Origin of the sequence: Microbispora rosea, assembly GCF_044460045.1 — a bacterium.
Lineage (GTDB): Bacteria > Actinomycetota > Actinomycetes > Streptosporangiales > Streptosporangiaceae > Microbispora > Microbispora rosea.
Genome location: NZ_JBITJO010000012.1, coordinates 99,724 through 120,340 on the forward strand (window position 1 = coordinate 99,724; position 20,617 = coordinate 120,340).

The 20,617-nt window shown below is 69.9% G+C and carries 18 protein-coding genes and 1 pseudogene; 7 read left to right on the forward strand and 12 right to left on the reverse strand.

From position 1 onward, the window contains the following. Nucleotides 1-104: 104 nt before the first annotated feature. The 3 genes and pseudogenes from ACIBK1_RS40640 to ACIBK1_RS35065 all read right to left on the reverse strand — a co-directional run. Nucleotides 105-647 (reverse strand): annotated as a pseudogene (locus tag ACIBK1_RS40640) (pyruvate formate lyase family protein); the annotation flags it as partial. A 184-nt stretch (nucleotides 648-831) separates the two neighbouring features. After that, on the reverse strand, nucleotides 832-1,254 hold the full coding sequence (locus ACIBK1_RS35060) for an Hsp20/alpha crystallin family protein (protein WP_396740006.1): 423 nt from the start codon (nucleotides 1,252-1,254) through the stop codon (nucleotides 832-834). A gap of 308 nt (nucleotides 1,255-1,562) precedes the next feature. Continuing rightward, nucleotides 1,563-2,261 carry a CBS domain-containing protein gene (locus ACIBK1_RS35065; RefSeq protein ID WP_396740008.1) on the reverse strand — a complete coding sequence of 233 codons (699 nt, stop codon included), beginning with the start codon at nucleotides 2,259-2,261 and terminating at the stop codon, nucleotides 1,563-1,565. Nucleotides 2,262-2,430: 169 nt separating this feature from the next. On the opposite strand from ACIBK1_RS35065, the gene gap reads away from it, so the two are divergent. The 3 genes from gap to mgtA all read left to right on the forward strand — a co-directional run bounded on the left by gap (nucleotide 2,431) and on the right by mgtA (nucleotide 7,113). Further along, the gene (gene gap, locus ACIBK1_RS35070; RefSeq protein ID WP_396740069.1) at nucleotides 2,431-3,423 is read left to right on the forward strand and encodes a type I glyceraldehyde-3-phosphate dehydrogenase; all 993 of its coding nucleotides are present in this window, start codon (nucleotides 2,431-2,433) and stop codon (nucleotides 3,421-3,423) included. 77 nt (nucleotides 3,424-3,500) lie between these two features. After that, a complete protein-coding gene (locus ACIBK1_RS35075; RefSeq protein WP_357319319.1) occupies nucleotides 3,501-4,511 on the forward strand; it encodes a zinc-dependent alcohol dehydrogenase in 1,011 nt (336 codons plus the stop codon). Nucleotides 4,512-4,596: 85 nt separating this feature from the next. Further along, nucleotides 4,597-7,113, forward strand: a complete 2,517-nt coding sequence (gene mgtA, locus ACIBK1_RS35080; protein ID WP_396740010.1) for a magnesium-translocating P-type ATPase — start codon at nucleotides 4,597-4,599, stop codon at nucleotides 7,111-7,113. Between the two features lie 44 nt (nucleotides 7,114-7,157). On the opposite strand, the gene ACIBK1_RS35085 is transcribed toward mgtA, so the two are convergent. Beyond that, on the reverse strand, nucleotides 7,158-7,637 hold the full coding sequence (locus ACIBK1_RS35085; RefSeq protein WP_036408520.1) for a quercetin 2,3-dioxygenase: 480 nt from the start codon (nucleotides 7,635-7,637) through the stop codon (nucleotides 7,158-7,160). Next, nucleotides 7,637-8,044: a VOC family protein gene (locus ACIBK1_RS35090; protein WP_363529001.1), complete on the reverse strand. Its 408-nt coding sequence runs from the start codon at nucleotides 8,042-8,044 to the stop codon at nucleotides 7,637-7,639. The genes ACIBK1_RS35085 and ACIBK1_RS35090 overlap by 1 nt, the downstream gene beginning before the upstream one ends. A 69-nt stretch (nucleotides 8,045-8,113) precedes the next feature. Between ACIBK1_RS35090 and ACIBK1_RS35095 the strand changes: the two genes are divergently transcribed. Next, nucleotides 8,114-8,758, forward strand: a complete 645-nt coding sequence (locus ACIBK1_RS35095) for a TetR/AcrR family transcriptional regulator (RefSeq protein ID WP_030511337.1) — start codon at nucleotides 8,114-8,116, stop codon at nucleotides 8,756-8,758. 114 nt (nucleotides 8,759-8,872) lie between these two features. On the opposite strand, the gene ACIBK1_RS35100 is transcribed toward ACIBK1_RS35095, so the two are convergent. From ACIBK1_RS35100 to ACIBK1_RS35130, 7 genes are all read right to left on the reverse strand, one after another. Beyond that, on the reverse strand, nucleotides 8,873-9,676 hold the full coding sequence (locus ACIBK1_RS35100; protein ID WP_396740012.1) for an HpcH/HpaI aldolase/citrate lyase family protein: 804 nt from the start codon (nucleotides 9,674-9,676) through the stop codon (nucleotides 8,873-8,875). Continuing rightward, nucleotides 9,661-10,446 (reverse strand): 2-oxo-hept-4-ene-1,7-dioate hydratase, encoded by a 786-nt coding sequence (hpaH, locus tag ACIBK1_RS35105; RefSeq protein WP_396740014.1) that lies wholly within the window; start codon nucleotides 10,444-10,446, stop codon nucleotides 9,661-9,663. The genes ACIBK1_RS35100 and hpaH overlap by 16 nt, the downstream gene beginning before the upstream one ends. 14 nt (nucleotides 10,447-10,460) lie before the next feature. Next, entirely contained in the window at nucleotides 10,461-11,621 is a 1,161-nt protein-coding gene (hpaD, locus tag ACIBK1_RS35110) for a 3,4-dihydroxyphenylacetate 2,3-dioxygenase (RefSeq protein WP_030511590.1), read from the reverse strand. 68 nt (nucleotides 11,622-11,689) lie between these two features. Then, nucleotides 11,690-13,198, reverse strand: coding sequence for a 5-carboxymethyl-2-hydroxymuconate semialdehyde dehydrogenase (gene hpaE, locus ACIBK1_RS35115; protein WP_396740015.1), 1,509 nt, complete (start codon nucleotides 13,196-13,198; stop codon nucleotides 11,690-11,692). 100 nt (nucleotides 13,199-13,298) lie between these two features. Then, nucleotides 13,299-14,765 carry a fumarylacetoacetate hydrolase family protein gene (locus tag ACIBK1_RS35120; RefSeq protein WP_396740016.1) on the reverse strand — a complete coding sequence of 489 codons (1,467 nt, stop codon included), beginning with the start codon at nucleotides 14,763-14,765 and terminating at the stop codon, nucleotides 13,299-13,301. Between the two features lie 32 nt (nucleotides 14,766-14,797). Continuing rightward, the gene (locus ACIBK1_RS35125; RefSeq protein ID WP_396740017.1) at nucleotides 14,798-16,492 is read right to left on the reverse strand and encodes an FAD-dependent monooxygenase; all 1,695 of its coding nucleotides are present in this window, start codon (nucleotides 16,490-16,492) and stop codon (nucleotides 14,798-14,800) included. 149 nt (nucleotides 16,493-16,641) lie between these two features. After that, nucleotides 16,642-16,815, reverse strand: coding sequence for a hypothetical protein (locus tag ACIBK1_RS35130; RefSeq protein WP_197042897.1), 174 nt, complete (start codon nucleotides 16,813-16,815; stop codon nucleotides 16,642-16,644). 192 nt (nucleotides 16,816-17,007) lie between these two features. Between ACIBK1_RS35130 and ACIBK1_RS35135 the strand changes: the two genes are divergently transcribed. The 3 genes from ACIBK1_RS35135 to ACIBK1_RS35145 all read left to right on the forward strand — a co-directional run bounded on the left by ACIBK1_RS35135 (nucleotide 17,008) and on the right by ACIBK1_RS35145 (nucleotide 20,586). Then, on the forward strand, nucleotides 17,008-17,964 hold the full coding sequence (locus tag ACIBK1_RS35135; RefSeq protein WP_051762556.1) for a LysR family transcriptional regulator: 957 nt from the start codon (nucleotides 17,008-17,010) through the stop codon (nucleotides 17,962-17,964). A 201-nt stretch (nucleotides 17,965-18,165) separates the two neighbouring features. Then, nucleotides 18,166-19,236: a histidinol-phosphate transaminase gene (gene hisC, locus ACIBK1_RS35140; RefSeq protein WP_396740018.1), complete on the forward strand. Its 1,071-nt coding sequence runs from the start codon at nucleotides 18,166-18,168 to the stop codon at nucleotides 19,234-19,236. Nucleotides 19,237-19,329: 93 nt separating this feature from the next. After that, complete coding sequence (locus tag ACIBK1_RS35145) at nucleotides 19,330-20,586, forward strand: MFS transporter (RefSeq protein ID WP_030511583.1); 1,257 nt, start codon at nucleotides 19,330-19,332, stop codon at nucleotides 20,584-20,586. Nucleotides 20,587-20,617 lie beyond the last annotated feature (31 nt).

Below are 20,617 nucleotides of genomic sequence, written 5' to 3' on the forward strand. Positions count from 1 at the left end.
AGAACTCGCCGTCCAGCGTGCGCAGCTCGGCCCGCTTGGCCTCGATCAAGCCGGTCCACGCCGTACAACGCGACCCGCCGGTAGTCGCCGATGATGCGCCCGCGGCCGTACGCGTCGGGGAGCCCGGTGATGATCCCCGCGCGGCGGGCCGCCCGGATCTCCGGGGTGTAGGCGTCGAAGACGCCGTCGTTGTGCGTCTTGCGATACGTGGTGAAGATCTCCTTCACCCGGGGGTCGAGCGTGTACCCGTAGGCGGCCAGGCCGTTCTCGACCATCCGCAGGCCGCCCGCCGGCATGATCGCCCGCTTCAGCGGGGCGTCGGTCTGCAGCCCGACGATCAGCTCGCGCTGGGAGTCGATGTAGCCGGGCCGGTGCGCGGTGATCGAGGAAGGCGTGGCGGTGTCCACGTCGTACACCCCGCGCCGTCGCTCCTCGGGAAACAGGTCCGACACTTCCGCCCAGACCGCGCGGGTCCGCTCGGTCGGCCCGGCGAGGAACGACTCGTCGCCCTCGTACGGGGTGTAGTTGGCCTGGATGAAGTCGCGCACGTCGACGCTCCCGCGCCAGGACGTGCCGCGGAAGCCGCGCCACGCCGCGCGCGCGGGAGCCTGCGCGTCTCCCTGTCGCCTGACCTCGGTGACGGTCATCGTCTACCCCCTTCGTCGGTTCCGTCTCCACTGTGGGTCCTGGACCATCCGCCCACCGCGCGCGGAAGTCATCGACCACGGGGACCAAAGTCATCCGGGCGGTTGCGGAGACGGGCGGGGGCCCGGCCGGCCTCCGCCCGTCTCGTCCGCCCTCCGGTGGTTGCGAGGGTGGCGTGTCTCGCGGTCAGTGCTGAACGACGATCCTGCGGTCGGCCGTCTTGTGCTCCTCCTCCAGACAGACCGTGACCTCCAGGACTCCGTCTCGGTAAACGGCCGTCACGTCCTCTTCCCTGGCCGTCGTGGGAAGCGTGACCGAGCGGGAGAAGGCGCCGTAGGTGATCTCGGAGCGGCGCGGTTCCTTGGCGTCCTCGGCCTCCTTGGTCTTCTCGGCCCGGATGTGGAGCACGCCGTGCCCGACCGTGACCTCCAGATCCTTGTCGGGGTCGACGCCGGGCAGCTCCGCCCGCAGCACGTACCGGCCGTCCGCGACGAAGTCCTCCACCCGGATGATCTGGCCGAACGGCCGGAACCCGTAGACCGGGCTCTCCAGCAGCTCCAGCAGTTCCGGGAAGGGGAACCGGCCCTGGCTCCGCTCCATGAGGTTCATCGTGACCTCCTTGTCTCGATGACGACGCACCAAGCACACACCCGCCGCGGCCCAGGGGGCAGAGCAGAACGTCCCACCCGAAGGACCTCGAAACACCGGCCGCCGCGGGTCGTCGGTCCCCTCCCGGCGGGGCCTTCGGCGCCGCACGCCGCGGGGGAGACGACCCGGTGCATGGCTACAGGGACCCGCGCCTCGGCGGCCGGCGGCCTGCGGGCAGGTGACCACCTGCGCCTCCATGGCGGAGGCGGGACGCTCGCCCCTGGGCTGGTTGAGCCGCACACCGCCGGCGCCGGGCGGGGAACTCGTCATCAGTGGCGCCAGGTGTGGGTGTCGTCATCCTCCCACTCCAGGTGGTCGATCACGTCCACCACACCGTTGACACCGCGGGCCAGCCGGGCTGCCGTCAGCGCGTCGCTGCGCCAGTGCAGGCGACCGGTCAGCGTCACGACGCCCTGGTCGACCGTCACGGTCACCATGGCCAGGTCGCCGAAGAGGGAACGGCCGAAGGTGTCGACCGTGATCTCGCGGGCGATGTCGGCGTCCGGACGGGTGAAGACCCGCAGCAGGTCGTGCCGGCCGACCATGCCCTCGAGCCTGCCGTCCGGCCCGAGGACCGGCAGGTGCGTGACGCCGTGCCGGTCCATGAGCCGGATGGCGAACACCACCGCCGTTCCCGGGCCGACCGTGACGGCCGGGGACGTCATCAGCTCGGCGGCCGCGTCACCGCGCGACTTCTCGCGCCATCCGCGCCCCGCCCGGCCGAACAGGCGCCGCAGCCGGGCGCGCAACGGCGGCCGGTAGCCCTCGTGGGCGTACTGCTCCTTGAACTCCTCCTTGAGCAACAGGTCCGCGTCCGTGACGACGCCGATGACCCGGTCGTCGGCGTCGACCACGGGCACGGCGCCCAGGTCGGCGGCGATCAGCACCTGGGCGACTGTCTTGAACGGCATGCCGCCCTCTACGACGGGCACGTCGCGGGCCATGACCTGGGCGACCTTCACACGCATCTCTTCCTCCTCGTGACACCTCCTTTCATCCCATCGCCGCCGCCCCGCGCGGGCGGAGAGGCGGAAGGCCTTCGCACGGGGGCTGTTGCGCCCCCGTCTGCGGCACTTACGCCTCTACGGCCGCTCCGTGCCGGTACGGACGATGGCGGTACAGCCAGCGCTGAGGAGGATCACCATGAGGATCGGCATCAACGGGTTCGGCAGGATCGGCAGGGCCGTGCTGCGCCGCGCGCTGCCCATGGGCATCGAGGTTGTCGCGATCAACGACCTCGCGGACGCGGCGACCCTCGCCCATCTGCTCAGGTTCGACTCCACGCACGGCCCCCTCGGCGTGCCGGTGACCGCGAACGCTTCCTCCATCGACGTGGACGGCCGCTCCATCCCGGTCACCGCGCACAGCGACCCCGCGCACATCAACTGGGCCGCGTACGGCGCCGAGCTGGTGATCGAGGCCACCGGCAGGTTCCGCACGCGGGACGACGCGGCCCGCCACCTCAAGGGCGGCGCCCGCCGCGTGCTCATCTCCGCGCCCGGCAGGAGCGTGGACGTCACGATCGTCCCCGGCGTCAACGACGCGGCCTACGACCCCCGCCGCCACGAGATCGTCTCGATGGCCTCCTGCACCACCAACTGCGTGGCCCCGATGGTGAAGGTGCTGCACGAGCACTTCGGCCTCGTGCGCGGCTTCATGACGACCGTGCACGCGTACACCGCCGACCAGCGGCTGCTGGACGCCCCTCACAAGGACCCCCGCAGGGCCCGCTCGGCCGCCGTGAACATCGTCCCGACCACGACCGGGGCCGCCCGGATGGTCGGCGAGGTGCTGCCCGAGCTCGCGGGCCGGCTGGACGGCGTCGCGCTGCGCGTCCCCGTCGAGGACGGCTCGCTCACCGACCTCGCCGTGGTGCTGTCCCGCCCCGTGGGGGTTCAGGAGGTCAACCGGGCCTTCGCCGATGCCGCCGACCGGGAGCTGAAGGCCGTGCTGCGCTACAGCACCGACCCGATCGTGTCCCGCGACATCGTGGGCGACCCCGCCTCCTGCGTGTTCGACTCCGCGCTCACCCAGGCGGACGGCGAGCTGGTGAAGGTCTTCGGCTGGTACGACAACGAGTGGGGCTACGCCAACCGGCTCGTCGAGATGGCCGCCCGCATGGCCGAGTGACAGTCCGAGCAGCCCCGGATACGAGGCTCGCGGCGGCGCAAGCCGGACGCTGGAGCCCCGGTGGAGAGGAGAAGACAATGCGTGCAGCGATGGTCACCCGATTCGACGGCCCGATCGAGATCCGCGACGTTCCGGTCCCGGAGCTGCGACCCGGTCAGGTGCTGGTACGTGTCGAGGCAAGCGGGCTGTGCCACACCGATATTCACGCCGCCCGCGGGGACTGGCCGGTCAAGCCGGCTCTGCCGTTCACACCCGGGCATGAGGGCATCGGCGTGATCGAGCAGGTCGGCCCCGGCGTCACCGGCCGGGCCGTCGGGGAGCGGGTCGCGGTTCCGTGGCTGGGCTACGCGTGCGGCATCTGCGACTACTGCGTGAGCGGGCGGGAGACGCTCTGCGAGTCCCAGCTGAACACGGGCTACAGCCTGAACGGCTGCCATGCCGACTACGTCGCGGCCTATGCCGGCCATGTGGTCCCCGTGCCCGAAGCCGTGAGTTCGTTCGACGCCGCTCCGCTGACGTGCGCGGGGGTCACCACGTACAAGGCCGTCAAGGTGTCCGGGCTGCGCCCGGCCGAGCGTGCGGCGATCTTCGGCATCGGCGGGCTGGGGCATCTGGCTCAGCAGTACGCGCAGATCTTCGGGGCCGAGACCGTCGCGGTCGACGTGACGGGCGAAAAGCTCCTCCTCGCCGGTGAACTCGGCGCCACTCACGTCGTGAACGCCGCGGCCGAGGACCCGGTGGCCGCGATTCGCCACCTCGGCGGTGCCGACGTGGCCGTCGTCCTGGCGGCCGATCCGCGCGTCCTGCAGCAGGCGCACGCGTCGCTGCGTCGTGGCGGGCGCCTGGTCCTGGTCTCGCTGCCCCGGGACAACGCGATGTCCCTGCCCATCTTCGAGACGGTGCTGGGCGGCATCAGCGTGATCGGGTCCATCGTCGGCACCCGCGCCGACCTGGCAGAGGTGTTCCGCCTGCACGCCGCCGGCCGCACCACGGTGAAGTACGAGATTCGCAAACTGGACGAGATCAACCAATGCGTCGAGGACGTCCTCGCCGGCCGAATCCCCGCCCGGCTGGTCTTCGAGCTGTGAGACGGTCATGACCCCTGTCACTTCCCGGCCCTTGCTTCAGGGCATGGAGCGCATGACCGGATCCGCCGATGCCCGAGGACTCACGGTGAAGGAACCGGCCGCGACAGGGCTCACCGACGAACAGGCTGCGGCCGTGCGGGCCGAGGTCGGCCCCAACGCGGTCCGCAGCCACCGGGCGCGCCCCGTCGCGGTGCTGGCCAGGCAACTCCGCAGCCCACTGCTGATACTGCTGCTGGTCGCGGCCACCGTGTCGTTCTTCGTCGGGGAGCGGACCGACGCGGTGGTGATCGGTGTGATCGTCGCGTTGAGCGTCGGGCTGGGCTTCGCCAACGAGTACCGCGCCGAGCGCGCGGTGGAGGCGCTGCACGAGCACATGCGCAGCCGGGCGCGCGTGCTGCGCGGCGGCACCCTCGTCGAGCGTGACGTCATCGACCTGGTGCCCGGGGACGTGGTCCAGCTGAGGCTTGGCGCCGTCGTTCCCGCGGACATCGAGCTGGCCGAGGCGCGGGACTTCGAGTGCGACGAGTCGGTGCTGACCGGGGAGTCGTTGCCGGTTCGCAAGAACCCCGGCGACACGGCGCTGATGGGCACGGTCGTCACTGCGGGAACCGCCGCCGGGACCGTGTCCCAGACCGGCGCCGGTACGGCTTTCGGCGCGATCGCCGCGGGCCTGGGTGAGCGGCACGCGGAGACGGCCTTCCAGATCGGGCTGCGCAGGTTCTCCGGACTGCTGGTGTGGGTCGCCGCGGCGCTGACTGCCGGAGTGTTCACCACGAACCTGATCATGGGCCGTCCGCTGCTCGACGCCATGCTGTTCTCGCTCGCCATCGCGGTCGGCGTCACCCCGCAGTTGCTGCCCGCGGTCGTCACGACCAGCCTCGCCACCGGGTCGCGCCGCCTCACTCGGCTGAAAGTGCTCGTGAAACGCCTGGTCGCCATCGAGGACCTCGGCGACGTCGAGGTGCTGTTCACCGACAAGACCGGCACGCTGACCCAAGCCAAGATCGCCCTGCGCCAGGCCGTCTTCCCCGACGGAACCCCCGACCCAGGTGACGCTGACGGCCCGTTCCGCTTCGGCGTGCTGTGCGCGGACCCGCCCGGATCCACGCCACTCGACGACGCCCTCCAGGAAGCCATGCGCGATGCACGTGCGATGCGGGAGTGGGCGCCGGAAAACTACCGGCGCATCGATGCCAAGCCGTTCGACCACGAGCGGCGCATGGCATCCGTGCTGGTCGAGGACCTTGCCGGCGAGAGGCTGACCATCGTCAAGGGAGCCCCGGAAGCGGTGCTGGCCCGGTGCCGGGCCGTGCCCGAGGAGTCCCGAACGCTGGCCGAGCGGCTGTTCGCCGAGGGCGCCCGCCTGGTCGCGGTCGCCGTACGCCCGGGGGAACGCGAGCTGGTGGAGTCCGATCTCGATCTGGCCGGGTTCCTGGTGTTCAGCGACCCGCCCAAACCCGGAGTGGAGCACGCGCTCGAACGCCTGGCCGCGCTCGGAGTCACCGTGAAGATCCTCACCGGTGACCACCCCACCGTCGCGACCGGCCTGTGCGAGAAGATCGGCCTGCCCGTCACCGGAGTGCTGGCCGGTGAGGAGATCGAGCGTCTCGACGACGCAGCCCTGGCCGATGCCCTGCCGGCGACCACGGTGTTCGCGCGAGTCAGCCCCGAGCAGAAGGCCAGGATCGTCGGCATCCAGCGAAGCGGCGGCCTGGACGTCGCCTACCTCGGCGACGGCGTCAACGACGCGCTCGCGTTGCACCGGGCGGATGTGGGCATCTCCGTCGACACCGGGGCCGACGTCGCCAGGGACGCGGCCGACGTCGTGCTGCTGGAGAAGGACCTGGGCGTGCTCGCCGACGGCATCGTCGAAGGGCGCCGCATCTTCGCCAACACCATCAAGTACCTCCTGATGGGGACGGCCAGCAACGTCGGCAACATGTTCTCCGCCGCGGCCGCCTCGGCGGTGCTTCCGTTCCTGCCGATGCTGCCGAGCCAGGTGCTGCTCAACAACCTTCTGTACGACGCCGGCCAGCTGACCATCCCAGCGGACGCCGTCGACGGCGAGCAGCTCGCCCGGCCCGCGCGCTTCGACCTCAGGCTCATCCGCCGGTTCATGCTGGTCTTCGGACCGCTCAGCTCGATGTTCGACCTCGCCATGTTCGCGCTGCTGCTGCGGGTCTTCCACACCGCGCCGCCGCTGTTTCGGGCGTCCTGGTTCGTGGAGTCCCTCGCCACCCAGACCTTGGTGATCTTCATTGTCAGGACCCGCCGTACTCCGTTCTGGCGAAGCAGGCCGGCCACAGCCCTCGTGATCGCCGTGGGAGTCGTGGTGGCGGCCGGACTCGCCCTGCCCTACGCGCCCTTCGCATCCGACTTGGGGCTGGCGCCCATCCCACCGGCCATTCTCGGCACGATCGCCGTCGTCCTGATCGCCTACCTGGCACTCGTCGAGGTCGTCAAGCGGCGCTTCCGCACCGTGCCCGCCCCACGCGGGCGGCACCTGCCACCCCACCACCACGTGCACCGCCGGGCCACCCCGTTCAGCCGCAGTCTGCGGGTGGTCCGGCACGGCCTGGCCAGGTCCGCGTCAGGGAGCTGACCGTCAAGACCGAAGTCGTCTCCTTCGATTGTCGGTGTGTCGAGTCACGTGGAAGGCGGGCCGAGGATCTGGTGGCCGTAGCGTTGGCCGGCCTCGATCAGGCGGGGAATGTCGGGCGGGGTGGGGGCGGGTAGGCCGGGGTGTTCGGCGGGACGGCCGAGTTCGGTGATGAACTGCTCGAACCCCGACGGTGTGGTGATCTGCAGGCCGCGTACGGGCCCGTCGGCGACGATGAACGAGTGTGGTATGCGGCGGGGGAGGAAGGCGAAGTCCCCGGGTCCGGCGGTCCAGCGATTGTCGCCGCAGTCGATGTTGATCTTTCCCTCGAGGATGTAGAACGCCTCATCCTCGCGGTCGTGGATGTGCTGAGGCGGCCCGAAGCCGACGGGTGCGGACCACTCGAGGAGGGTGAAGGCGCCGCCGGTCTGGTCCGCGCCGGCCTTCACGGTCATGCGGGTGTCCAGGAACCACAGGTGGTGGCCGTCGGTCGGGGTGAGCAAATAGCCGGTGGGGTCGAAGCTCATCATGCGTCCTCGGGGTCGTTCCGAGCTGGGTGGTAGAAGCGGATCTCGATGCCGTCCGGGTCGTGCAGGCCGACCAGCACCTGGCCGACGTGACCTGTGACGATGCCGCCGTGCGGCTCGCTCAGGTCGTCCAGCCGCTGCTGCCAGGCCTTCAGGTCACGCAGCGTGGGTACGCACAAGGCCATCGGGTCGAATCCGGCCATCGCGGCAGCCCGCACCGGATCTTTGCGGAGGGCGACGTCGACGACGTCGCTCGCATCGCGGAGGGCGACGCCCATGAGCGTGCCGTCCTCGACGAACTCGATGAAGACGCGCAGGCCCAATACGCGCTCGTACCAGTCTCGACTGCGTTCCACGTCCGTGACCGGGAGTTTGACGTGGTGGAAGCCGTTGAGTGTCGCCGCCATGGGCACCTCCGGAGAGGGGGGTTCACTAGAGTTCTCTCTAGCGAGTTTCTCTGTAGTAGGCTCTAGCGAATGAGCGATCCTGTCAAGAGCACGACCGGACAGGGCACCCGCCGAGCCGCTCAAGCGCGCGCCACCCGGAGACGGATCACCGACGCGGCGCGGGAACTGTTCCTGCGGCAGGGGTACGCCTCGACCACCCTGGATCAGATCGCCGCGGGGGCCGGGGTCGCGGTGCAGACGGTGTACTTCCACTTCGGCAACAAGGCCACGGTTCTCAAAGAGATCGTCGATGTGCTGTCGGTCGGCGACGACGAGCCGATACCGATGCTCGATCGGCCCTGGGTGAAGCGGGTACGCGACGAACCGGACGGCCGCCGGGCGCTGGCGATCTGGCTGGCCAACAGTCGCATCATCTTCGGCCGGGTGGCGCCGATCATGAAGATCGTCCGCGACGCCGCCGGCGCCGACGCCGAGATGGCCGCGCAGTGGGAGACCAATCAGAACCAGCGCTTCCTCGCCCACCACACCCTCGCACGGCAACTCGCCGACAAGCAGGCCCTGCGCCCGGACCTGTCGACCGAGGAGGCGGCCGACGTCATCTTCACCATGGTCAGCTTCGAGGTCTACCTCTTGCTCACCGGCGTACGCGGGTGGACGCCCGATCAGTGGGAAGGCTGGATCAACAAGATCCTTGCCGCTGCGATCCTGCGATGAAGGCGGCACGGGTGTGAGAGTTGTCAGCCGGACGCAGCGGGCAGTGCTGGGACGACGCGCCGCAGCAGCCCCGTCGCCTGCGGCGTGAACCCGGGGAATCCGTCGAGTAGGTGGTCAGTACGAAGCGCGTGTCGGGTCGTCCCTGTCGTGGATGAAGGTCGTCGCGAGGGACTCGGAAGCGCGTGCGACGAGGGCGACGTCGGCGCCGACGAGCAGGAAGCGGGCCCCGGCCTCCGCGTAGGCGTGTGCCGCCTGCGGGTCGAAGGCGTTGACGCCGACGGGCTTGCCGGTGGCGGCGACGCCGTCGAAGGCGCGGTGGACGGCGGCGATGACGTCGGGGTGCGTGTGCTGGCCCAGGACGCCCATGGAGGCGGCGAGGTCGCTCGGTCCGACGAAGACGCCGTCGATGCCGGGGGTCGCCGCGATCGCCTCCGCGGCTGCGGCGCCCTCGGCCGTCTCGATCTGCACGAACACGGAGACGTGGTCGGCGGCGTTCTGGAGGTAGCCGTCGACGCGGTTCCAGCGGGCGGAGCGGGCGAGGGCGCTGCCGACGCCGCGACGGCCCGCGGGCGGGTACTGCGCGGCCTCCGCCACGGTCCGGGCCTCGTCAGGTGTCGAGACCATCGGCACGAGGACCGTCTGGGCGCCGAGGTCGAGAATCTGCTTGATCGTCACGGGATCGGCGGCGGGGGCGCGGACGACGGGCGTGACAGGGTAGGCCGAGACGGCGTACAGCTGCGCGAGCGTGGACTCGAGGCCGTTGGGGGCGTGCTCCATGTCGATGAGCACCCAGTCGAGGCCCGAGCCCGCCATGATCTCGGCCATGACGGGGGAGCCGGAGCACACCCATCCGCCGAACAGCGGACGCTCGGCCGCGGCGAGACGGTCGCGGAGTGTCGGGCTCAGACGAAGCGGCATGAGATGGTCCCCATCGGTCCGTAGTCGGCCAGCACCGTGTCGCCCTTCTCGATCCACACGGGACGGGTGAAGGAGCCGGCGAGGATGATCTCGTTGGCCTCCAGGCGGTCGCCGTGCCGGTGCGTCTTGTTCGCGAGCCACGCGACCCCCGTCGCCGGGTGGTTGAGGACCGCGGCGGCGACGCCCGTCTCCTCGATCGTCTCGTTGCGGTAGAGGAGAGCCGACACCCACCGCAGATCGACCGCGTCGGGGCTCGTCGGATTGCCTCCGAGCACGAGCCCGCCGTAGGCGGCGTTGTCGGAGATGGTGTCGACGATCGTGCGGCCCTCGATCTCGATGTGGGAGTTGAGCACCTCCAGGGCCGGCGTGACGTACTCCGTCGCGCGCATGACGTCGAACAGCGTGCAGTTCGGGCCCTCCAGGGGCTCCTTCAGCACGAAGGCGAGCTCGACCTCGATGCGGACGTTGGAGAACCGGTCGTGCGGGATGCGCGCGCCGTTCTCCCACACGGTGTCGTCGAACATGACGCCGTAGTCGGGCTCCGTGATGCCGGTCGAGGCCTGCATGGCGCGTGAGGTGAGCCCGATCTTGCGGCCGACGAGGCGACGGCCGGATGTGAGGTTCTTCTCCCTCCACACCGCCTGGATGGCGTACGCGTCCTCGACCGTGGCCTCGGGGAACCGGGTGGTGATGCGGGGGATGACCCCGTGCGTCCGCTCCGCCTCCGCGAGCTCCTCCGCGAGGGACGCGATGATGTCCTTCGAAAGCATGACGACTCTCCCGCCTAGAGCTGGTGGCCCAGCTTGTACTCGCCCTGCTTGTAGTCGGGCAGCCCTTCGGTGTCGTCCTTGCGGGTGTAGGAGAAGCCGTCGGCGCCGATCGTGACCGCCATCTCGCTCGCGTCGGTGCGGGCGACGAGGGGCTGCGGGTTGCCGTCGAGGTCGAGCACGAGCGAGGCTTCGGTGTACCAGCTCGGCACGACGGGGTTGCCCCACCAGTCGCGGCGCTGGTTGTCGTGCACGTCCCAGGTGATGACGGGGTTGTCGGGGTCGCCCGTGTAGTAGTCCTGGGTGTAGATCTCGACGCGGTGGCCGTCGGGGTCGCGCAGGTAGAGGTAGAACGCGTTCGAGACGCCGTGGCGGCCGGGGCCGCGCTCGATGGCGTCGGAACGTCGCAGCGCGCCGAGCCTGTCGCAGATCGCGAGGATGTTGTGCTTCTCGTGCGTGGCGAACGCCACGTGGTGCATGCGGGGACCGTCGCCGCCCGTGGTCGCGGTGTCGTGGACCGTGGGCTTGCGGCGCATCCACGCGGCGTAGACGACGCCGTCGGAGTCCTGGATGTCCTCCGTGACGCGGAACCCGAGGTCCTGGTAGTGGCGGACGGCCTTGGGCACGTCGGGCGTGACCTGGTTGAAGTGGTCGAGGCGGACGATGGCGCCGGGCGTGTGGAGGTCGTAACGCCAGGCGAGGCGCTCGACGTGCTCCACGTCGTGGAAGAACTCGTACGGGAAGCCGAGCGGGTCCTCCACGCGCACGGAGTCACCGATGCCCTTGACGAAGCCCTCCGGCCGGCGCTCGACGCGGCATCCCAGCTCCGTGTAGAAGGCGACGGCCTTGTCGAGGTCCTCCGGGGTGCGGACCCGGTAGGAGAACGCCGCGACGGCGGCGACGGGGCCTTTGCGCAGCACGAGGTTGTGGTGGATGAACTCCTCGAGGGGGCGGAGATAGATCGCCTCGTCGTCCTCCTCCGTGACGATCAGGCCCAGGACGTCGACGTAGAACTCGCGGGAGGCGGCGAGGTCGGTGACGACGAGCTCCATGTAGGCGCAGCGCAGGATGTCGGGAGCGGGCGAGGCGGGCGTGGGGACGGGATTGTCCGCGTGGATGGGCGCCTCCTGGCTGACGGAGAAGCCGGAGGAGGCAGGGGTGCGGTCGGCGGCGGTCATGTGAGCGTCCTTGCTTTCGTGGTGGGGGCGGGAAACGCGTCGGGATCCGGTGGCCTCGTGGGGGATTCCTACTTGCCGAAGGTGGGGTTGTGGACCTTGCCGAGCGTGATGTGCACGGCCTGCTGATGGGTGTAGAAGTCGATCGAGCGGTAGCCGCCCTCGTGTCCGAGGCCCGACGCCTTGACGCCGCCGAAGGGGGTGCGCAGGTCGCGGACGTTGTTGGAGTTGAGCCACACCATGCCCGCCTCGACGGCCTGCGCGAAGTTGTGCGCGCGCTTGAGGTCGTTCGTCCAGACGTAGGCGGCGAGACCGTACTTCGTGTCGTTCGCGAGCGCGAGCGCCTCCTCGTCCGTGTCGAAGGGCGTGATCGCGACGACGGGACCGAAGATCTCCTCCTGGAAGATGCGGGCGTCGGGGGCGACGTCGGCGAACACGGTCGGCGCGACGAAGTTGCCGGACTCGAAGCCTTCGGGGCGTCCGCCTCCCGCCACGAGGCGGCCCTCGCCCTTGCCGATCTCGACGTAGCTCATGACCTTCTCGAAGTGCTCGGGGTGCACGAGCGCGCCGACTTCCGTGGCGGGGTCGTGCGGGTAGCCGACCTTCACGCGCTTCGCCTGCGCGGCGTACCGCTCGACGAACTCGTCGTACACCTCCCGCTGGACGAGGATGCGGCTGCCGGCCGTACAGCGCTCGCCGTTGAGTGAGAAGACACCGAAGACGGTCGCGTCGATCGCCGCGTCGAGATCGGCGTCGGCGAAGACGACGGCGGGCGACTTGCCGCCGAGCTCCATCGAGAGGCCCTTGAGGTGCGGGGCGGCGTTGCCGAAGATGATCTGTCCCGTACGGCTCTCGCCCGTGAACGAGATGAGCGGCACGTCGGGGTGCCGCACGAGCGCGTCGCCGGCGTCCTCCCCGAGGCCGTTGACGAGGTTGAAGACGCCCCGGGGAAGCCCCGCCTCCTCGAAGATCCCCGCCCACAGGGACGCCGACAGCGGGGTGAACTCGGCCGGCTTGAGCACGACGGTGTTGCCCGTCGCGAGGGCGGGGCCGAGCTTCCAGCTCTCGAGCATGAAGGGCGTGTTCCACGGCGTGATGAGTCCCGCGACGCCGATCGGCTTGCGGTTGACGTAGTTGATCTGGCGGCCGGGGACCTTGAAGGTGTCGTCGGCCTGCGCGACGACCAGGTCGGCGAAGAACCGGAAGTTCTCGGCCGCGCGGCGCGCCTGACCGAGCGCCTGCGTGATCGGCAGTCCCGAGTCGAACGACTCGAGCTCGGCGAGGCGGGCGTCGCGGGACTCGACGATGTCGGCGATGCGGTGCAGCACGCGCGAGCGCTCGCGCGGCAGCATGCGCGGCCACGGGCCCTCCTCGAACGCACGGCGGGCCGCGGCGACGGCGTGGTCGATGTCGACCTTCTTGCCGGCCGCGGCCCGCACGTACACCTCGTTCGAGACGGGGTCGAGCACGTCGAACGTGCCGCCGTCGAGGGAGTCGACGAACTGGCCGTCGATGTAGTGCTGGATGCGCGTGGGCAGGTCGGCGGGGATGTGCCGGACGGATGCCGCGGTGTCGGTCATCTGATCTTCCCGTTCGGAGGTGATGTGGGATCGGACGGTGGAGCAGGCCTTCGAGATCGGGGTGCGCGTTCGCGAGGAGCGCCCGTCATCAGGCCCGTCATCAGGCGCCGGCCTCGGTGGCTGCCTCGTACTTCGCGCGCCATTCCGTGTTCATGGGGAACAAGCCGTCGACGGGGTGACCCGCGGCGACCTGCGCGGCGATCCACGCGTCCTCGGTCTCCTGGGCGAGTGCGGCGTCGGCCACCTCCTCGGCGATCGCCGGGGGGATCACGATGACGCCGTCGTCGTCGCCCACGATGATGTCGCCGGGCTGGACCGTGGCGCCGCCGCACGCGATCGTGAGGCCGGTGTCCCACGGCACGTGCCTGCGGCCGAGCACGGCGGGGTGCGGCCCCTGGCTGAAGACGGGGAGGTCGATGCCGGCGACCGTCGCGTAGTCGCGCACGCCGCCGTCCGTGACGACACCCGCCGCGCCGCGTGCGAGAGCGCGGAGGGCGAGCACGTCGCCGAGGGTGCCGGAGCCGCGCTCGCCGCGCGCCTCGATGACGATGACCTCGCCCTCCCGCACGGCGTCGAAGGCGCGCTTCTGCGCGTTGTAGCCGCCGCCGTGGCTGCGGAAGAGGTCCTCGCGGTTCGGGACGAAGCGCAGCGTCCTCGCGACGCCGACGAGCTTCGTGCCCGGCCGGGTCGGGCGCAGGCCGTCGATCGAGACGTTGTCGAGGCCGCGCTTGCGCAGCTGCTGCGACAGTCCGGCGACGGGCGTCCTGAGCAGCTTGTCACGCAGCCCGGAGGAGATGACCGGGGAGGCGGCGGGGAGCCCCGCCGCCTCGCGCGAGCCCCACGCCTCCTCGCGCTGGAGGTCGTCGACCGAGGGGAGAGAACCGATGGCGGGATCGAAGCCGCCGGGGCCGTCGATCACCCTGCTGGTCAGCCTGCCCGAGCTCGGTCCCCCCGGCGCGTCGACCTCGACCTCGACGACGTCTCCCGGGACGGCCACCGAGGCTCCGGCCGGAGTGCCGGTGAGGATGACGTCGCCGGTCTCGAGGGTGAGGTGCTGGGAGAGGTCGGCGATGATCTGGGAGAACGGGAAGATGAGGTCGGTGGTCTCACCCTCCTGGACGAGCTCGCCGTTGAGCCACGTCCGGACGCGCAGCGCGGTGGGGTCGACCGCGCGTGCGTCGATGAGCCGCGGGCCGACCGGGGTGTAGCCGTCGCGGCCCTTGTTGCGGACGTTCGACCCCTTGTCGTTGGCGCGCAGGTCGTACAGCCCCCAGTCGTTCGACGCCGTCACCCACGCCACGTGACTCCAGGCCTCGGCGGGGGCGACGCTTCGCGCGGGTGTGCCGATGACGAGGGCGATCTCGCCCTCGAAGGCGAGCAGCTCCGTGCCCTCGGGCCGCTCGACCGCGTCGCCCGAGGCCGCAAGGGAGCTCGACGGCTTGAAGAAGTACGAGGGAGCGGCAGGACGGCGGCCGCGCTGCGCCGCGCGCGACTCGTGGCTGACGTGGACGGCAACGATCTTCCCCGGCCGGCGGGGAAGGGAGGGATGTGCGGGTGCGGTGCTCATGGTGTGTGACCTTCGCGCGTCTACAGAGGATCTCAGTGAGTGGAGGTGGCGATGACGTCGGCGCCCTGCTCGCTCCGCGAGCGGGTCGCGGCACCGAGACGGGCGGCGAAGGCGGCGACATCCGAAGGCAGCGCGGTTCCTCGCCACGCCACGTGCTGATCGCGACGGGCGACGACGAACGGCGTCGTGTACGCGGAGTCCGCGGCGCCTTCGGGGAACCGGACCACGGTGACGGGCAGGCCGGCGGCGCGTGCCTCCTCCGCCCACCGCTCCGCGGCGTCGAAGTAATCGAGCGCCACGAGCGTGTACCACGGACCGAGGCGGTCGTACAGCGACGAACCGTCCGCGAGCCAATGGTGGGGGAGGCGGCAGCCCGGCACCGTGGAGGGCGTGTACGTGCCCATCGTGTATTCCGGTGCCCGGCCGTCCGCGACGATGATGGGGCTGTTCGCGTAGCTGTATCCGAAGTTCAGGCCCGCGGCGGCGAACTGCTGGACGTTCAGGTCGTACGCGAGCTTCCCGAAGGCCTCGCGGGCCGCGTCCCCTTCGGGGCCGTCGGCCTCGAGGCCGGCGGGCACATCCGTATCGGCGATCTTCCGCAGATGGGACATCGCGAAGCGGGACACCTGGTCCGTGATCGGCAGGCGTTCGGCCTCGTAGGCGTCCAGGATCGACTCGTCCGCCCAGCCGGCGACCACGGCGCTCAACAGCCATGACAGATTGAGACCGTCGGCGATGCCCGCGTTCATGCCGTATCCGCCGTAGGGCACCCACAGATGAGCGGCGTCACCGGCGATGAAGATGCGGCCTTCGCGGAACTTGTCGGCCACGAGACGGCGAGCGACCCAGTCTTCACGAGAGAGGAAATCGTAGGACTGGTCGTCGGAGACCCCGAGGATGTCGCGGATCGCACGGTCGCGGTCGACCTCCTCGCGCTCGGCTTCCTCAGGGCTCAGGTAGGTGTGGATCAGGAACGTCTCGACGCCGTCGATGGAGTAGACGTGACCGTTCCGGCGGTCGTTGTAGACGTAGTAGCCCCACGCCTTCCCCGCCGACATGCGCTCGTACAGGTCCGGCATCCTGATGCACGTCGACTGGACGTGCTGCAGGACGGGGTCGCCGTGGAACTCGGACCCGATGGTCTTCCGTACGAGCGAGCGGCCGCCGTCGGCGCCGATGAGATAACGGCCGCGAAGAGTCGTCCTCTCCTCCGAGCCCACCGGGACGATCTCCACCGTCACGCCGTCCTCGTCCTGGGCGACCGCGACGGCCTTGACCTCGTTGCGGAGGCTCACGTTCCGGAGGGAGGCCACGTGCTCCTCGAGGACGGGCTCGAGGAACCGCTGGTTCACGCGGTGCGCCGGCTCGGCGGCCGCCCAGGTGGTGTCGGGGCCCTGCCCGGTTCCGTCGAGACGTGCGGAGGCGGAAGGGATCGGGATGCGGCCGAACTCCTTGCCGGTCACCGAGGTGAGGAAGGCGACGTCCTGCGGGTGGTCGGAGGGGAGGCCGGCCGAGCGAACCCTGTCGGCCAGCCCGAAGCGGCGAAACGCCTCCATCGTGCGGGCGGCCACGTGGTTGCACTTGACGTTCGGGGGAGCAAGGTAGGGATTCTCCTCGACGATGATCGTCGAGACTCCGTGCGAGTCCAGCTCCATGGCGGCCAGCAGGCCGACGGGTCCCCCGCCGACGATGATGACGTCGGCGTCGAAGGTGGCGGAGTTGGTCACTTTATGGGACTCCCATCGGTCAGCGGATCGCAGCGAGATCGCGCTGGTTGCTTTCGGGGATGATGAACAGCGCGACGGCGCAGACGATGAGGGCGGCGGTCGCGTAACCGAGTCCCCACACGCTTGCCATGCCGAGATCGTCAGCTGGGTCATCGCGACGAGCGTGCCGAGAACGAGGACCTTCGGCGACTTCGCGAGCACACGGCATCGAGCGAGGCGAAGGAGGCGTGCGCGAAGACCAGTGCGGACGCGCTCGCGTAGAGCAGGAAGTCGTAGAACTCGATCGCACTGCCGAGGAAGCTCGACGCGAGAATCCGCCGCATCTGCGAAGTGCGTAGAGTCGAGACCGCCCCGGCATGGGGCCCGGTCGTAGGTTTGGCGTGCATCGTCGTATTCCTGGTAGGGGGATCAGGGCGCTCCATGCCGAACCTCGATGGAGGGACACATCGAGTGTGCGGGGACGCACTTAATCAGGCAATGACAACTATCAGGATTGATAGTTCAAGGAGACTAAAGTGAACGGAGCGTCGGCGCTCTCGCTCAGGCAGCTCCAGTACTTCTGCGCCGTCGTCGAGAGCGGTTCGGTCACCGAGGCGGCGAGGAGACTGCACGTGTCCGCCGGCGGGGTCTCCCTCGCCATCACGCAGCTGGAGGAGCTCCTCGACGTCCAGCTCACGCTGCGTACGCGCGGCAAGGGCGTGGAGATCACCGATGCCGGGCGAAGCGTCTACGACACCGCCCGAGTGATCGCCCGCAGCATCGAGGACATCCAGGAGCTGGCCGGGACCATCCGCGGCGAGCTGAGCGGCCCCCTGCGGGTGGGCATCTTCACGACTCTGTCCCCATGGCTGTTCCCGCAGATGGCGGAGTACTTCGCCGAGCATCACCCGGCGATCGATCTCCAGCTGGAGGAAGGAGCGTCGGCGGCGCTCCAGACGCTCCTGACCGAAGGGCGGCTGGACGCGGCCCTCCTGTACGAGAACCACATCGTCGCCGAGGTCGATGTGCAGCGCCTCGCCCCCGTCCGGCTGCAGCTCGCCGTCTCGCCCGACCATCCGCTGGCCGGCCACGACAAGGTCTCGCTCAGCGCGCTGCGCGACGAGTACGCCGTCCTTCTCGCCATGCGCCCGGCCACTGATCACGTGGAGGAGATCCTGCGCAACGCCGGCATCACGCCTCGAGTGCGCTGGCGAAGTGCGAACGTCGAGACGATCCGCTCGCTCGTCGCGCGGGGTCTCGGCTACACGATCATCATGGGCCGTCCCCACGGCGACCTGACCTACGACGGCAAGCCGATCGTTTACCGTCCCATCGCGGATGAGATCCCCCCAAACCACATCGTGCTCGCCACTGCGCCTGGCGCCCGGCGCACCGCCCGGGTCGAAGCGCTGCGGGCGTACTGCCGGGAAGCGGTCGCGGGGCATTTCGCCTCGCGCGACGGCATGCCCGTGAGCAAGCCCGGCGTGCTCTGAGGGAGGCGACGGCCCTTCGGCCCCGGCGGCGAAGGGGCTGCGGGCCTCCGAGGGTGACGGCCGGGACAGAAGTTTCGATTTATTGAATTGTTTAGCCGAATATTTGTGATTGCCGTAATCCCACTGGTGGGCGCAATGTGGTGCAACCGGCCGCGCGGCCCGGACGGCACGCGGTCGGCGATCGTTCACCGAAGGAGAGACGTGGGATCACTGAGGATCGCCCACCGGCTCGAAGGCTTGCCTCCGTACGTGCCGGGTCGACGTCCCGAACGCGGAGAGACGCGCAGGCAGGCGCGCCTCGCGTCCAACGAGGTCCCGTGGCCTCCGCAGGCGGCGATCGTGGATGCGATGAAGGCCGCGCTCGATGACGCACACCGGTATCCGGACATGCAGTACACCGAGCTTCGCGGGGCCATCGCGGCGCACGTCGGCCGGCCGGCCGGTGGCATCGCGGTCGCCAACGGTTCCACCGCGCTGCTGCGGGACATCGTCGGCGTCCTCGTCGAAGCCGACTCCGAGGTGATCTTCGCTGAGCCGAGCTTTCCGTACTACCGGACCGCCGCCATCGCCAACTCGGCGGTGCCGGTCGCCGTTCCGCTGCTGTCGCATGCACACGATCTGGACGCCATGCGCGATGCCATCACAGCCCGCACCCGGGTCGTCGTCATCTGCAACCCGAACAATCCGACGGGCACGGCGTACACCAACGCGGAACTCAAGGACTTCCTGGCGCGCATACCCGAGGACGTCGCCGTCGTCCTCGACGAGGCGTACGTCGAGTTCGCGACGGACGTCGACGGTCTGGAACTCCTGGACGGGCATCCGAACGTGATCGTCGTCCGCACGCTCAGCAAGGCCCACGGTCTCGCGGGCCTGCGCATCGGCTACGCGATCGGTGACGGCGAGGTGATGAGCTACGTGTCGCGCATGGGAGTCCCGTTCCGCATCGACGGCGTCGCCGTCGCGGGGGCGCTGGCCGCGCTTCAGCCGGAGCAGGTGGCCGAGTCCGAGCGTCGCGTCGCGTCGATCGTGGCGGAGCGCGCACTCCTCACCGCGGCACTTCGCTCCCGCGGATGGAACGTCGTCGAATCCGCGGCGAACTTCGTCTTCCTTCCGCTGGGCGAATCGGCCGCGGCCGTGGCCAGGGAGTGCGCGGCCAAGGGCGTGCTCGTGCGCCCGATCGGTGGCGGCATACGAGTGACCGTCGGCTCCCCGGAGGACACCGAGCACCTCCTCGACACCCTCCCCGTCTTCTCCAACGACCCCCGCTGACACACCGTCGCGGCCACACCTGAAAGACCCCCCATGGAATCGAACATCACAGTCACGCGGCAGGACCGATCCGACTCTCTGTGGCATGGCCCGATGCGACGCATCCTGATGTCCAGCTTCAGCGGCAGCGTGATCGAGTTCTACGACTTCGTCCTGTACGTCATCGCGGCCGCGGTCGTCTTCCCGCACGTCTTCTTCAACAACCTCTCGCCGACCATGGCGACCATCGCGTCCTTCGTCACGCTCGCCGTCGGGTACGTCGGGCGGCCGCTCGGAGGCGTGATCTTCGGCCACTTCGGCGACAGGCTCGGCCGCAAGGGCGTGCTCGTCACCACCATGCTCCTCATGGGCGTCTCGACCATGGCGATCGGGCTCCTTCCCGCCACCGCCACCGTCGGTGTCCTGGCGCCGATCCTCCTCGTCCTCTGCCGGGTCCTGCAGGGGGTGGCCGTCGGCGGCGAGTGGGGCGGCGCGATGCTCATCGCCCTCGAGAACTCGCCCGGCGCCAAGCGTGGTTTCGCTGCCTCGTTCGCGAGCCTCGGCGCACCGGCCGGCGCGATGCTCGCCACCGGCTCCATCTCCCTCGCCTCCAGCCTCCCGCAGGACCAGTTCCTCTCGTGGGGATGGCGCATCCCCTTCCTGGTCAGCGTCCTGCTCGTCCTGGTCGGAATGACCATCCGTCTGAAGGTCAGCGAGAGCCCGCTGTTCAAGTCGCTGGATCTGGAAGCGGAGAAGCGGAAGGTGCCGATCCTGGAGGTCCTGCGCCGCTACCCGTCGCAGGCCGCGCTCGGCATCACCGTCGCGATCAGCCAGCTGACCATCGACGGCATCGCCACCTCATGGGCGGTCAACCACGCCGTCGAGCTCGGGGCCGACCGCACGACCATCCTGAACCTGAAGATCTTCGGCTCGATCGCCCTCCTCATCGCGGCCATCATCAGCGCCCGGCTGAGCGACCGTTGGGGGCGGCGTCTGCCCCTCGCCGCCGGCATCGTGGCAGCTCTGATCTTCGTCTTCCCGATGCTCAACCTGATCCAGACGGGCACCGCGGGGGGCTTCGCCGCCGCCGTCATCGTCGGCCAGTTCATCCAGGGATTCATCCTCGGTCCGCTCGCCGCGTTCCTGGCGGAGCTGTTCCCCACACGCCTTCGTTTCACCGGCGCCTCGCTGTGCTTCCAGACCGCCTCGGCGCTCGGCTCGGGCTTCACGCCGCTCATCGCGACCTCCCTGGTCGCCGTCGGTGGGGGAATCGCCGTGCTGGGCTGGGTGTGGATGGGGGTGCTCGCCGTCTGCCTCGTGGCGACTCTGATCGCGTCGGAGGGCCGGAAGCGGGATCTCAGCGCCATCTAGCGGTCCGAGACACTCCCGCAGAAGCCCCGCA

Bases quoted from the DNA above. Each gene is read 5' to 3' on its own strand.
- ACIBK1_RS35085 (WP_036408520.1), bottom strand. From the start codon at position 7,637: ATGAGCTTCGACCCCACCGGCTATTTGCTCACCCCGACCGACGGCCAC.
- ACIBK1_RS35095 (WP_030511337.1), top strand. From the start codon at position 8,114: ATGAGCGATCCTGTCAAGAGCACGACCGGACAGGGCACCCGCCGAGCC.
- ACIBK1_RS35060 (WP_396740006.1), bottom strand. From the start codon at position 1,254: ATGAACCTCATGGAGCGGAGCCAGGGCCGGTTCCCCTTCCCGGAACTG.
- ACIBK1_RS35075 (WP_357319319.1), top strand. From the start codon at position 3,501: ATGCGTGCAGCGATGGTCACCCGATTCGACGGCCCGATCGAGATCCGC.
- ACIBK1_RS35130 (WP_197042897.1), bottom strand. From the start codon at position 16,815: ATGCGGCGGATTCTCGCGTCGAGCTTCCTCGGCAGTGCGATCGAGTTC.
- ACIBK1_RS35145 (WP_030511583.1), top strand. From the start codon at position 19,330: ATGCGACGCATCCTGATGTCCAGCTTCAGCGGCAGCGTGATCGAGTTC.
- ACIBK1_RS35100 (WP_396740012.1), bottom strand. From the start codon at position 9,676: ATGCCGCTTCGTCTGAGCCCGACACTCCGCGACCGTCTCGCCGCGGCC.
- ACIBK1_RS35090 (WP_363529001.1), bottom strand. From the start codon at position 8,044: ATGGCGGCGACACTCAACGGCTTCCACCACGTCAAACTCCCGGTCACG.
- hpaE (WP_396740015.1), bottom strand. From the start codon at position 13,198: ATGACCGACACCGCGGCATCCGTCCGGCACATCCCCGCCGACCTGCCC.
- ACIBK1_RS35120 (WP_396740016.1), bottom strand. From the start codon at position 14,765: ATGAGCACCGCACCCGCACATCCCTCCCTTCCCCGCCGGCCGGGGAAG.
- hpaH (WP_396740014.1), bottom strand. From the start codon at position 10,446: ATGCTTTCGAAGGACATCATCGCGTCCCTCGCGGAGGAGCTCGCGGAG.
- hpaD (WP_030511590.1), bottom strand. From the start codon at position 11,621: ATGACCGCCGCCGACCGCACCCCTGCCTCCTCCGGCTTCTCCGTCAGC.
- ACIBK1_RS35065 (WP_396740008.1), bottom strand. From the start codon at position 2,261: ATGCGTGTGAAGGTCGCCCAGGTCATGGCCCGCGACGTGCCCGTCGTA.